General features: G+C 47.6%; 14 protein-coding genes. All 14 read left to right on the plus strand.

Going from position 1 to position 12,427, the window contains the following annotated elements:
• The 14 genes from DEALDRAFT_RS13580 (at position 1) to lysS (ending at position 12,010) form a co-directional block, all read left to right on the plus strand.
• Complete coding sequence (locus tag DEALDRAFT_RS13580) at positions 1 to 978, plus strand: acyl-CoA dehydratase activase-related protein (RefSeq protein ID WP_040379161.1); 978 nt, start codon at positions 1 to 3, stop codon at positions 976 to 978.
• Positions 975 to 2,054: a hypothetical protein gene (locus DEALDRAFT_RS13585; RefSeq protein ID WP_008518449.1), complete on the plus strand. Its 1,080-nt coding sequence runs from the start codon at positions 975 to 977 to the stop codon at positions 2,052 to 2,054. Before DEALDRAFT_RS13580 ends, DEALDRAFT_RS13585 begins: the two co-directional genes overlap by 4 nt.
• On the plus strand, positions 2,054 to 3,022 hold the full coding sequence (locus tag DEALDRAFT_RS13590) for an acyl-CoA dehydratase activase (RefSeq protein WP_008518450.1): 969 nt from the start codon (positions 2,054 to 2,056) through the stop codon (positions 3,020 to 3,022). The genes DEALDRAFT_RS13585 and DEALDRAFT_RS13590 overlap by 1 nt, the downstream gene beginning before the upstream one ends.
• A 131-nt stretch (positions 3,023 to 3,153) precedes the next feature.
• Positions 3,154 to 3,552 carry a GntR family transcriptional regulator gene (locus tag DEALDRAFT_RS13595; RefSeq protein WP_008518452.1) on the plus strand — a complete coding sequence of 133 codons (399 nt, stop codon included), beginning with the start codon at positions 3,154 to 3,156 and terminating at the stop codon, positions 3,550 to 3,552.
• On the plus strand, positions 3,552 to 4,439 hold the full coding sequence (locus DEALDRAFT_RS13600) for an ABC transporter ATP-binding protein (RefSeq protein WP_008518454.1): 888 nt from the start codon (positions 3,552 to 3,554) through the stop codon (positions 4,437 to 4,439). Before DEALDRAFT_RS13595 ends, DEALDRAFT_RS13600 begins: the two co-directional genes overlap by 1 nt.
• On the plus strand, positions 4,439 to 5,200 hold the full coding sequence (locus DEALDRAFT_RS13605; RefSeq protein ID WP_008518455.1) for an ABC transporter permease: 762 nt from the start codon (positions 4,439 to 4,441) through the stop codon (positions 5,198 to 5,200). Before DEALDRAFT_RS13600 ends, DEALDRAFT_RS13605 begins: the two co-directional genes overlap by 1 nt.
• Before the next feature lie 12 nt (positions 5,201 to 5,212).
• The gene (locus DEALDRAFT_RS13610; protein WP_008518457.1) at positions 5,213 to 5,515 is read left to right on the plus strand and encodes a YbjQ family protein; all 303 of its coding nucleotides are present in this window, start codon (positions 5,213 to 5,215) and stop codon (positions 5,513 to 5,515) included.
• Between the two features lie 114 nt (positions 5,516 to 5,629).
• Entirely contained in the window at positions 5,630 to 5,857 is a 228-nt protein-coding gene (locus DEALDRAFT_RS13615; protein WP_008518458.1) for a helix-turn-helix transcriptional regulator, read from the plus strand.
• A gap of 176 nt (positions 5,858 to 6,033) precedes the next feature.
• Positions 6,034 to 6,993, plus strand: coding sequence for a tRNA dihydrouridine synthase DusB (gene dusB / locus DEALDRAFT_RS13620; RefSeq protein ID WP_008518459.1), 960 nt, complete (start codon positions 6,034 to 6,036; stop codon positions 6,991 to 6,993).
• A gap of 89 nt (positions 6,994 to 7,082) precedes the next feature.
• Positions 7,083 to 7,631: a helix-turn-helix domain-containing protein gene (locus tag DEALDRAFT_RS13625; protein ID WP_008518461.1), complete on the plus strand. Its 549-nt coding sequence runs from the start codon at positions 7,083 to 7,085 to the stop codon at positions 7,629 to 7,631.
• Positions 7,628 to 8,533, plus strand: coding sequence for a PASTA domain-containing protein (locus tag DEALDRAFT_RS13630; protein WP_008518464.1), 906 nt, complete (start codon positions 7,628 to 7,630; stop codon positions 8,531 to 8,533). Before DEALDRAFT_RS13625 ends, DEALDRAFT_RS13630 begins: the two co-directional genes overlap by 4 nt.
• Before the next feature lie 9 nt (positions 8,534 to 8,542).
• On the plus strand, positions 8,543 to 9,631 hold the full coding sequence (locus DEALDRAFT_RS13635; protein WP_008518466.1) for a shikimate 5-dehydrogenase: 1,089 nt from the start codon (positions 8,543 to 8,545) through the stop codon (positions 9,629 to 9,631).
• Positions 9,632 to 10,030: 399 nt separating this feature from the next.
• Complete coding sequence (greA, locus tag DEALDRAFT_RS13640; protein ID WP_008518468.1) at positions 10,031 to 10,501, plus strand: transcription elongation factor GreA; 471 nt, start codon at positions 10,031 to 10,033, stop codon at positions 10,499 to 10,501.
• Positions 10,502 to 10,546: 45 nt separating this feature from the next.
• Positions 10,547 to 12,010 (plus strand): lysine--tRNA ligase, encoded by a 1,464-nt coding sequence (gene lysS, locus DEALDRAFT_RS13645; protein WP_008518470.1) that lies wholly within the window; start codon positions 10,547 to 10,549, stop codon positions 12,008 to 12,010.
• The last annotated feature ends 417 nt before the right edge of the window (positions 12,011 to 12,427 follow it).

Consider the following 12,427-nt stretch of genomic DNA (forward strand, 5'->3'; position numbering starts at 1 on the left):
ATGCGAGTCGGAATTCCAATGACATTGTCATTTTTTACGTTCTATCCTCTCTGGAAACCGTTTTTTGAGGGATTGGGTGCGGAAGTAGTGGTTTCACCCATCTCCAACAAAGCACTTCTGGATGAAGGGGTTAAAGAAACAGTAAACGATGCCTGTGTCCCTATTAAGCTGTTACACGGACACGTATCTGCATTAAAAGACAAAGTAGATATTCTGTTTCTGCCCCGCTTGGTTTCTCTGGATGGGAAAAACACACTGTGTCCAAAATTTTTGGGCCTTCCTGATATGGTGAGATATTCCATTTCTGAACTGCCGGAAATCATAGAAAACCGGTTGGACATGAAAAAGAGCAGGTTTGAATTGTATCGCTTTATGTTCCGGGTGGGGCAGCGGTTTACAGATAATAAGCTGCAAATCCTGCGGGCAATCTGGCAGGCAAGGTATAATTTTTCCCGCTACAGGAAATTATTATTACATGGTTTGACTCCCGCCGAGGCGTTTCCGCTTTTGGAAAGTGGGGAAGAGCCTGACAAGGCGGCGGAAACCGGGGATGCTATAAAGCTGGCGGTACTGGGTTATCCATATGCTCTCTATGACAATTATGTCAGCGTGGGCTTATTGAAGAAGCTGAAGGAACATGGTGTTAATGTTGTGACACCGGAGATGGTTTCGGAAAAAGATTTGAAAAAGATGAGCAAAACGTTGCCCAAGAATCTTTTCTGGTATTATAGCAACCGGGTGGTTTGGGCTGCTCAGCATTACTTGCGCGACCAAACGGTGGACGGTATGATTCATGTGACGGCCTTTGGCTGTGGCCCCGATGCCATGACCAACAGGCTCATTGAACTGGAAGCAAAGGAAAACAGTCAGATCCCCTTGATGTCCATTACCATTGACGAGCACACCGGGGAAGCCGGTGTGGCTACACGGGTGGAAGCTTTTGTGGACCTTTTAAAAAGAAAGAAGGGGATACTATGAAGATTTCATTTCCTTATATGGGGACTTCGCATATCGCTATCAGCTACCTGCTGGAAAACCTGGGGCACGAGGTTATTTATCCTCCCAAGCCCACTAAAAAAACACTCTCTTTGGGTGTGCAGCATTCGCCGGAGTTTGCCTGCCTGCCTTTTAAAATACTTATGGGAACATATCTGGAGGCGGTGGAGGCAGGTGCCGACAGCCTTACTACTTCCGGTGGTTTTGGCCCGTGTCGGGCCGGTTATTATGGGGAGCTGCACAAACGCATTCTCCATGATATGGGTTATCCTGTAAAGATGCTTGTGCTGGAGCCGCCCCTGATGGCTCCGCTTACTTTTTACCGTAATGTAAAAAGCCTGGTGCGGCCCACTTCCAGTTGGACTAACTTCTACCGTGTCTTTCGTGTGGCGTGGGAAAAATTGCGGGCGCTCGATGAATTGGAAGGGTTGCTCCATGAATTACGGCCCCTGGCCGTGTCCAAGCAGCAGATTACAAAGACGTATGAGCGTGGCTTGGGATATATTGACGATGCCGGTTCGGTGTCTAAGGTTTTGGAAGCAAAGGATGCGGCTCTTCAGGATATGCGAGCTGTACCGGTGGATGAAACGTTTACACCGCTGAAAATTGGTATTATCGGCGAAATCTATGTGGTGCTGGAGCCGTTTGTCAATCATGATATTGAAAAGATGTTGGGAGATATGGGCGTGTATGTGCACCGCTCAATCTTTCTCACCAACTGGACCAAAGATAATGCGGTATCCAATGGTGAAAAAGACATTCGGGCAATGGCCGTTCCCTACCTTAATCAGTTGGTGGGGGGGCATGGACAAAACAGTATTGGCGAGACTGTGATTTATGCCAATAAGGGTTTTGACGGGGTGATCCAGCTGGCTCCCTTTACCTGTATTCCGGAGATTGTGGCCAAAAGTATTATGCCCACCATTACCCGTGATAAAGGAATACCGGTAATGACGCTGTTTTTGGATGAACAGACCGGCCGCGCAGGTGTGGAAACAAGGATGGAAGCATTTTTAGATTTACTGAAGGAGAAGCGCAATAAGCAGGAGGCGATTTGATGGATGCATACTTAGGCATTGATGTTGGCTCGGTAAGTACCAATATGGTAATTATCAATGAAGAAGGCCAGGTGCTGGCCAATCTGTACATGCGCACCCAGGGACAGCCCATTAAAGCTGTACAGGAAGGGATGCGCAAGGTTGAAGAGGAAATCAGAGGCAAGAATGTTGAGATATGTGGTGTGGGAACCACCGGTAGTGCCCGGACTTTAACCGGTGTTATTGTGGGTGCCGACACTGTGAAGAATGAGATCACCGCCCATGCGGTGGCAGCTTCGTTTATGGTGCCCGATGTTCAGACCGTTCTTGAAATCGGTGGACAGGATTCCAAAATTATATTGCTGCGGGACGGCATTGTTGTGGATTTTGCCATGAATACCGTCTGTGCCGCGGGAACCGGCTCATTTCTTGACCATCAGGCAGAACGGCTCAACACACCTATTGAGGAGTTTGGCTCCCTGGCACTGCAAAGCAAGGGGCCGGTGCGAATTGCCGGACGCTGTTCCGTTTTTGCCGAGTCGGACATGATCCACAAACAGCAGATGGGGCACTCTGCTCCAGATATTATCGCCGGGCTTTGTGACGCGCTGGTGCGCAATTACCTAAACAATGTAGGTAAGGGTAAGGAAATCCTTTCCCCCGTTGTATTTCAGGGCGGCGTGGCGGCTAATGTGGGGATCAGGGCGGCGTTTGAAAAGGCGCTGGGTGTAGACATCGTTATCCCGGAGCACTATAGTGTGATGGGTGCTGTTGGTGCTGCGCTTTTAGCAAAATCTACGGCCAAAGAAAAACAAAAAACAGATTTCCGCGGCTTTGCTGTCTCGGAGATGGACTATCAGGCGTCTAGTTTTGAGTGTCAGAGCTGCCCCAACTTATGCGAGATTGTTAATATTTCCGTGGATGATGAGATTCTGGCCCGCTGGGGTGGAAGATGCGGTAAGTGGGAGACGCTGCAGAAAACAGGGTAGCAATAAAGTTATATTATTTAGAAAAGGGCTGGGAAACCAGCTCTTTTTTTTGTGTAGCGCCTTGACTTTAGCTATGGGGTGTAATATTCTTAGGGTGTATTAGTGATATAGTACAGCACTACGGAGGCGTTATGTGGTATTATGTGGATCCGCACAGTGGAGTTCCAATCTATGTACAACTTAAAGAGCAGGTAAAAAAAGCGGTGGCCGGCGGTGTGTTAAAGCCGGGAGAACAGCTGCCTTCCGTCCGTGAACTGGCGCTAAAGCTTACGGTAAATCCCAATACCGTTGCCAAGGTATACCAGGAGTTGGAGCGGGAGGGTGTTATCAGGGTGGCCAGAGGCCTGGGCACTTTTGTGGCAGAGCGGGAAGAGGACTTTGGAGGAGTGCAGGAAGCCGCTTTGGATAAGGCGTTGGAAACTTTGTTTGTAGAAGCATATCAGTTGGGGGCTTCGCCGGCTGTGCTGCAAGAAAAGTTTGCAAAAAAAATGGCGGTCTGGCAGGACCGGTTAAAGGGGGAGGATGAGTAATGCACTGGGCAATTGACCTGCAGGGATTGCAAAAAACGTTCGGGGAAAAAGTAGCGGTGGAAGATTTGACGCTTCAGATACCGGAAGGCAGCATCTTTGGTTTTCTTGGCCCAAACGGGGCGGGTAAGACCACAACCATAAAAATGATGCTTGGGTTGCTACGACCTGACCAGGGTGGCGGGAAAATCCTCGGTCATGATATTGCGCAGCACTCCGTGGCATTGCGGCAGAAGGTTGGTTATGTGGCAGAGGTGCAGAGTCTGTATGAATATATGTCGGTGGAGGGGATTTTGGAATTTTGCCGTCCTTTTTATCCAAAGTGGAACAGACAGATTGCCGACAAGTATCTTAAATTTTTTGACCTGCCCAAAAAGCAACAGATAAAAAATCTGTCTAAGGGGATGAAAACCCAGCTGGCGCTGGTGATTGCCATGGCTCCCGAGCCGGAATTGCTGATACTGGATGAGCCCACATCAGGACTTGACGCTATCAATCGGCAGGAATTTTTGCGAATTGTGTTGGAGGAGCTGGCGGTGCAGGGAAGAACCGTTTTCTTTTCTTCCCACCTGCTGCATGATGTGGAGCGGATTGCAGATCATGTGGCCATCATAAATCAGGGTAGGCTAATAGAGGTCCGTGATGTGGATCAGCTAAAGACTACAGTAAAGAAGATACGAATTGTTTTTCAGCATGAACCTAAAGATGATTTGTTTTCCTTTCCGGGAGTTGTTAATGTGGTAAAAGAGGGAAGTGCGTACGTGGTGTCGGTGGAAGATAATCTGCAGGAGATTCTGCAGCGTTTTAAAAGCGTACCTCACTTTACTCTGGATGTAATCGACCGTAACCTGGAGGACATCTTTATCGAGAAAGAGCGGGGTGATAGCTGATGAGTAAGACCCTCATAGCCAAGGAGTTCAGGGAGAACCGCTGGAAACTTGTTTTGGGGCTCATTGTGATGTCTTTGCTTTCGTTATCACTGCCACTGATGTATGACACAATCATAGGGATGTATGAAGGTTTTGGCGATTTGGGGTGGATTGCCGAGCTGATTCCACCACAAATCATGGGTAGTTTCTCCGCATTCCTGTGGAGCCAGTGGAATGCCAAGAATTTATACCAGATAGGTACCATTGTGGTTATTCTTTTAGGCATGAGCACAATAGCCGGGGAGGTTAGCAATAAGACCATCAGCTTCCTGTTGACCAGGCCCATTTCCCGCCGTGCTGTATTTTTCAGTAAGGTAATAGCGGGGTCGCTTATGCTGTGGTTAATTATTGCAGTGTCTACCGGAGTCATGATTCTGTATGCAGTACTTGCCAGGCCGGAGGTTGTAGAGGTTGGCCGCTTATTTGTAGCCACACTAATAACCGGTGTGGGTCTGACCACCATTTATCTGTTTACCGTATTTGTTTCCACATTGTTGGATGATTCGGTGAAGGCTGCTGGGGTGGCGGCAGTGGTGCTTTTGGTTAACTCAGTTCTGGGGTGGTTTAATGCCACCAGAGTATATTCTATTTTTACCCATATGGGTGGTGCCGAGTATTTCCTTGGAGGCGTTTTCCCCGTTTGGCCGGTTTTGATTATGCTGGTGTTAAGTGGAGTATTCCTGATGACGGGGATGAATATGTTGGAAAGAAAAGAATTTTAAGGAGGAATTATTATGCTGCTGACCACAACAGATTTAAAGGTTGATTACACGGTGTTGGGAATTGTGCGCGGTAACCGGGTTAAGGCTGTTCATTTGGGAAAGGACATTATGGCTTCCATTCGCAAGATAACCGGTGGGGATGTATCTGAGTACGGCGACCTGATGACCGAGGTGCGTGACGGTGCCACAGAAGATATGATTGCTGAAGCGGAAAATCTGGGAGCTAATGCCATTGTGGGGATGCGTTATTCATCGTCCACCATTTCCACAGGAATCGCAGAAATCTATGTTTATGGTACAGCGGTTAAAATATAAAGAGAGTAAAAATCCTGCTTGTCAGAAAATGTTCTGACAGGCAGGATTTTTTGATGTTTATGTCGAAAAGTGCAGAAATGAAATTATTGTAACAACAAGGAGGGATGATGGCACATGTCCGAACTGTTAGGGCGCCGTCTGCGGGCATTACGCAGGTTAAAAAGATTAACACAGCATGATCTGGCCAGTGAGGTAGGGATTTCGGTCAGTATGCTTTCCACAATTGAAAGGGGTAGTAAATATCCCAGGGTTGATTTGATAAAAAAGTTTGCGCGCGTCCTGGACGTGCCGCTGGAAGACCTCTTTGTGTTGCCTGAAAACAACGTGGCAAAGCACTCGTAATATAACGGGTGCTTTTTTTTACTGTAGAAATTATAACGCTTTGCATTTGCAAAAGCTGCAGCTGTATACAGTACTGAAGCGCGCGCTGAGGGAACCGAATAAGCGCGCCTTTCTTGCTTTGTCAGGCTTGCTGTACTATATTATACAGAGACTATTTTTGTTAAAGGAGTGCAAGAATGCAGATTGGTAGCCTGGCATTGCAGAATAAAGTAATACTTGCTCCCTTGGCCGGAGTAACAGACAGCAGTTTTCGTATTTTGGCCCGGGAGATGGGATGTGCGCTGGTTTTTACGGAAATGATCAGTGCCAAAGGTGCGGTATGCGCTCCGGAGCAGACGTTGAAAATTGCCCGTTTTACTGCGCAAGAGCGCCCCATTGGTATTCAACTGTTTGGCAGCGATCCGGAAATTTTTGCCCGGGCCACCGAGCTCTGTAACGGGCAGGCTCCGGACCTTTTGGATATTAATATGGGTTGTCCTGTAAAAAAGGTGGCCGGCAAAGGCGAAGGGTGTGCCTTAATGCGGGATCCCGATAAAGCATATGCCATCACCAAAGCGGTTTGCGACGCTGCGACCATGCCTGTGACGGTGAAAATGCGCAAGGGATGGGACGATTCTGAGGTAAACGCGGTTGAGGTGGCTTTGGCCGTACAGGAAGCAGGTGCTGCCGCTGTTACGGTTCATGGGCGCACCCGGGCGCAGGGATACAGCGGCAGGGCAGACTGGTCGGTAATTGCCCGTGTGAAAGAGGCTCTGCGTGTTCCGGTGGTTGGGAACGGGGATATCTGGGAACCGCAGGATGCACAAAGAATGCTGCAGCAAACAGGTTGTGATGCGGTAATGTTGGCCCGCGGCGTGTTGGGAAATCTCTGGTTAATCCGTAGGACGGTGCATTACCTGGAAACCGGAGAACTGCTGCCGGAGCCGGAAATGGCTGAACGGGTACGACTGGCCTGTCGGCATCTGAAGATGGTTGTAGATGAAAAAGGTGAATACATGGGAGTGCGTGAAATGCGCAAGCACATGGCCTGGTATCTAAAAGGGATGCGCGGAGCAGCTCAGGTCCGCAATGAAATTATGCGGGCCAAAACAAAAGAGGAAATGACGGCGATATTGGAGAACCTGCCCGGACAATAATTTTTTTAGGATTGCGCAGAATGCTAAACTATGGTAGAATCCGGTTGTATACAATTTTGTGCACATGAATAAAGATAGAGGTAAGAGCTATGGAGTTTGTGCGAATTGGTGAAAAACTTATTAACGTGGCAAAAATAGATGAAATTGTGCGCCGTATAGTGAAGATGCGCAGCGAAGGATTGTCGCAGCAGGAAGTTGCGGCCAAATTGCAACTGGACAGGACATTTATTTCGCGCCTGGAGTCCATTGGCAGTGTAAGGAAGGGCGGTTGCCTGGGCCTCATGGCTTTTCCGGTGGAAAACAAGGAAGAGCTGAATGATTTGGCCGACCGCTATGGTATTGAACAGCGCCTGATTTTATCAGACAATGAACGCTGGCAGCTGGTTAAGGGCGGCAGCGGTATAGACTTTTTTAACCATGCCATTAGCATAATCGAGCAGTTTCAGCAGTGTGACATAGTTTTAGTATTTTGTTCGGCAAAATGGAACCGTCTGGCGGCGGCACTTTTGGATAATGAAGTGTTGACCACGGAAATTGGGCCTTCGCCCATTACCGGCGATGTTTATGTGAATCCACAAAATGTGGAGAATATGCTAAAGCCGTTTATGCAGGACAGCTATGGGGAGGGAAAACGGTGAAGCAAGTTATTAGTATCAGTCTTGGTTCCTCTAAGCGGAACCATGCGGTGGAAGTGGAAATGGCAGGAGAGCTGTGCCGGGTGGAAAGAATCGGTACCGACGGTGATATGGCCAAAATGGTGGAGATGATCTCCAGGCTGGATGGTAAGGTTGATGCTTTCGGGCTTGGCGGTATGGATCTATATGTATATGCCGGTCAGACGCGCTACATTCTGCGCGATGCCAAAAACGTGGTGCGGGCTGCAAAGCTTTCCCCCATTGTTGACGGCTCCGGGTTAAAGAATACCCTGGAGCGGAAAGTAATTGAATATTTACTTGAACAGACTGAAATTCTAAATGAAAATACAAAGGTGCTGATGATGTCCGGCGCAGACCGGTTTGGCATGGCACAGGCCCTTGATGCGGCCGGTTGCAGGTTAACTTTGGGTGATTTGGTATTTACGGTGGGGATTCCGGTTCCTTTGCGCTCACTGCAGGCGCTGGAAAAGGTGGCACGATTACTTGCTCCGTTTATCTGTCAGCTTCCCTTATCCATGTTGTATCCCACAGGGAAAAAACAGGAGGAAAACAAGCCTAAAGCCTCCGGACTGTTTGCCGAGGCTGATGTTATTGCAGGGGATTTCCATTTTATCCGGCGGTACATGCCGGAGAATATGAAAAACAAAACAATCATCACAAACACCACCACCAGTGATGATGTGGCCCTGTTAAAAGAGCGTGGCGTTGCAACCCTTATCACCACAACTCCTGAATTAAACGGGCGCTCCTTTGGCACCAATGTGATGGAGGCGCTTTTGGTGGCTCTGTCGGGTAAAGATCGCGAGCTGGATTCAGGGGAGTATGAAGCGTTACTTGATGCGGTAAATTTTGTCCCGCGTATTACAAATTTGAATGAGGTATAGGAGGGCATCATGGGAGATTTTGCTTTTATAATTCATCCAATTGAACTGGATGATGTTTTCAGGAAATTAAAATTTATGCGCAGCTGGCCTGTGCCGGTGGTGGAAACGGTAGTTAAAGCACTGCCACCGTTTAAAGTTTCGGAGATAACCGGTGTGCAGTCGGATTATGCGCAAACATCAGGACACTTTGTTTCCTGCCCTCTGACCTCAAAACAGATGGTGGAGCTTCCGGAGGATAAAGTTATAAATAAAATTATCCGGGCCGGGAAAGTGGCGGAGAAGCTGGGCGCAAAAATTGTCGGCCTTGGTGCCATGACATCGGTTGTGGGCGATGCCGGTATCACCGTTGCCAAAAATCTTGATATTGCAGTGACTACCGGAAACAGCTATACGGTGGCCACGGCTTTGCAGGGCACGAAAAAGGCAGCAGAGTTAATGGGTATCGATCTTGCCAACGCAGAAGTGTTGGTTATGGGAGCCACCGGTTCCATCGGCAGCGTTTGTGCCAGAATTCTGGCCCGGGATGCCCGGTTTTTAACTCTTCTGGCCCGTGACAAAAATAAACTTGATCTATTATCGGCTCGCATTATGCGGGAAACAGGTCTGGCCACAAAAGTCTCTTCCGATGTTAAGCGCTCGGTACAGCGGGCTGATATTATTATAGCGGTTACCGGATCTGCAGAAGCGGTGATTGACGTGATGGATCTGAAACCCGGGGCCATTGTCTGTGATGTGGCCCGACCCCGTGATGTATCCAAACGGGCCGCTGAGCTCCGTGATGATGTGCTGGTCATCGAAGGTGGTGTGGTGGATGTGCCGGGAGATGTGGATTTTGGATTTAACTTCGGTTTTCCGCCGCGCACATCGTACGCCTGTATGGCAGAGACCATGATTCTGTCCCTGGAGGGCAAGTATGAGTCCTTTACATTGGGAAGGGATTTGTCTGTTGCCCAGGTAGATGACATCTCCCGCCTGGCGGAAAAACACGGCTTTAAGATTTCCGGTTTTCGTAGCTTTGAACGGGCTATTTCTCCGGAAACCATCGAGAACATTCGCAAAAATGCTCAACGCAATACGCAGAAACTGTCACAAAGCTAGCCAGGTAATCCCTGGCTATTTTTTTTGCCGTTAAGAAATCATTACGTTGGTGTTACGTTTGTTTTTTGTTGTTTGACAAAGAATAATTCCTGTTTTATAATGGACTAGAAAAAATTGCAAATCATAAGCTGTAATAATTGGGCGCGGACTAGCCATAATAGGAAAAAGTAAAATATTGTTTTTTGAGTTGAATCGCCGTTTTGGCGATTCGTTATTTAATTTGTGCCGCCGGAAATTATTGAGCTTTGCAATTTGCAAAGCAGCAGCGGGACCGTTCACTGTAAAGCGCGCGTAAGGTTTGACCGACGCGCCTTTCTTGCAGATGTGAAATCTGTAGTAAACATTTTTGCTCTGCCTGAATATACTTGAGAGCATGCTTATTGCAAAGGAGCGAGAGATATGGTAAGCAAAGAAGTAATTTTGACTCAGGGAGGCCTGGAGAAATTAGAGAAGGAGCTTGACTATCTGAAATCCACTAAGCGTCGTGAAGTGGCAGATAGAATTAAGACAGCGATTTCTTTTGGGGATATCTCTGAGAATTCAGAGTATGAAGATGCCAAAAACGAACAGGCTTTTATTGAAGGCCGCATTATCACCTTGGAAAAGATGCTGCGCAATGTGAAGTTAATTAATGAAGAAACCGACAGTGAAACCGTCTCCGTCGGTTCTACCGTAATCCTTAAGGATTTGGAGTTTGATGAAGACTTTGAGTATACTATTGTAGGTTCTGCTGAAGCCAATCCGGCAGAGAACAAGATCTCCAATGAATCACCAGTGGGCAAAGCCATCTTGGGTAAAAAACTCAATGATGTTGTGGAAGTATCTGTACCCGCCGGGATTCTCAAATATCAAATCGTAAAAATATCGTAATTCTTTCTGCGGCCTGGCTGCAGTTTTTGGTAGGTGATTTTTTAAATGACAGAAATGATGAGTGAGCATGAAGCTGTCCGGCGGCAAAAAATGGACAAGCTAAAAGAAATGGGCATCGAGCCTTACGGCAATAAATATCCTGTTACACATTATGCGGCCGATGTTATCGGTCGTTTTGATGAATTGGACGGGCAGTCGGTAACTCTGGCCGGCCGTTTAATGACTGTGCGTGCCCATGGTAAAGCATCCTTTGCCAATCTACAGGATGAAAGCGGCCAAATACAGATATATGTACGGCTTGATGATGTGGGACAACGTACTTATGATGTTTTCGAACTATTAGATATAGGTGATATTGTAGGCCTGACGGGGGATGTTTTCCGTACCCGGCGGGGAGAAGTAACGGTGGCGGTAAAGGAACTACAGTTGTTGGCTAAATCCCTGCGCCCTCTGCCGGAAAAATGGCACGGCCTCACCAATGTAGATATGCGCTATCGCCAGCGCTACCTGGACATGATTGTGAATCCGGATGTGAAGAAGACTTTTGTTCTGCGCAGTAAAATTGTTCAGGAAATCCGCAACTTCCTTAACAGTGATGGTTTTTTGGAAGTAGAAACCCCGGTTATGCACACCCTGGCCGGTGGTGCCTCGGCCAAGCCGTTTATCACACACCACAATGCGCTGGATATGAACCTTTATTTGCGCATTGCCACCGAGCTTCATTTAAAACGCCTGGTGGTGGGCGGGATGGATAAGGTCTACGAGTTAGGCCGTATCTTCCGTAATGAAGGAATATCCACCAAGCATAATCCCGAGTTTACCTCTGTTGAGATTTATCAGGCCCAGGCCGATTATGAGGATATGATGACCCTGACAGAAGAACTTATCACCACAGTTGCGCAAAAAGTGCTGGGCACATTAAAGGTTCCTTATCAGGAACAGGAGTTGGATTTAACATCTCCCTGGCCCCGCTTAACCATGGTGGAGGCCATTGAAAAATACGCAGGCATTAACTTCAATAACATACAAACTGCTGAAGAGGCCCGGGAAGCGGCAAAGCAAAAAGGCCTGGAAGTAAAGGCGGGCACTTCCCGCGGGGAAATTATGAATGAACTCTTTGAAGAGTTTGTGGAAGGTCAGTTGTTTCAGCCTACCTTTATAATGGATTATCCCATTGAAGTCTCTCCTCTGGCAAAGAAAAAAGCAGATGATCCGTCCATGACCTATCGCTTTGAAGCTTTTATGGCCCGCAGTGAAATTGCCAATGCTTTCACCGAGCTAAACGATCCCCTGGATCAGCGAGAGCGTTTTGAGCAGCAGGTTCTAAAAAGAGAAGCCGGAGATGAAGAGGCGCATATGCTGGATGAAGACTTTCTTCTTTCCCTGGAGTATGGTATGCCGCCCACCGGAGGTCTGGGAATCGGGATTGACCGCTTAATTATGATGCTGACCGATTCTCCTTCTATTCGCGACGTTATCCTCTTCCCCACTTTACGGGAAAAGGAATGACATCCAGATAAATTAATGTGAAAAACGTAGATTAAACGCTTTTGCCTGAGGTAAAAGCGTTTAATTTTATCTAATTGGTGATAGACTTCATTAGGACAGTTTGTTTTTCTTGCTCACGGATGTTATATTTATATTCGCTGTTGCGGCAGCGAGAATATTGCCACCATTACCAGAATCTAACGGTAAAAAAGGGATGGACAAACGCCCGAAAGTGTGGTAACATTCATAGAGTCGCTCCTAAACAGAGCGGCCATATTTTTCGGCAATTTGCTCTTTGAAAACTAAACAGGAAATGCCATGCGAAGTAACATCGATTACGATGTAACACTTTACGTTTTGTCAAGGCAGGGCTTGGCCCTGAACCGGACGAACAACAATGCTTCAAAACAAATTGGAGCCATTCAAATCTTCTCTAAC

This window comes from Dethiobacter alkaliphilus AHT 1, assembly GCF_000174415.1.
In the GTDB taxonomy this organism is placed as follows: Bacteria; Bacillota; Dethiobacteria; order Dethiobacterales; family Dethiobacteraceae; genus Dethiobacter; species Dethiobacter alkaliphilus.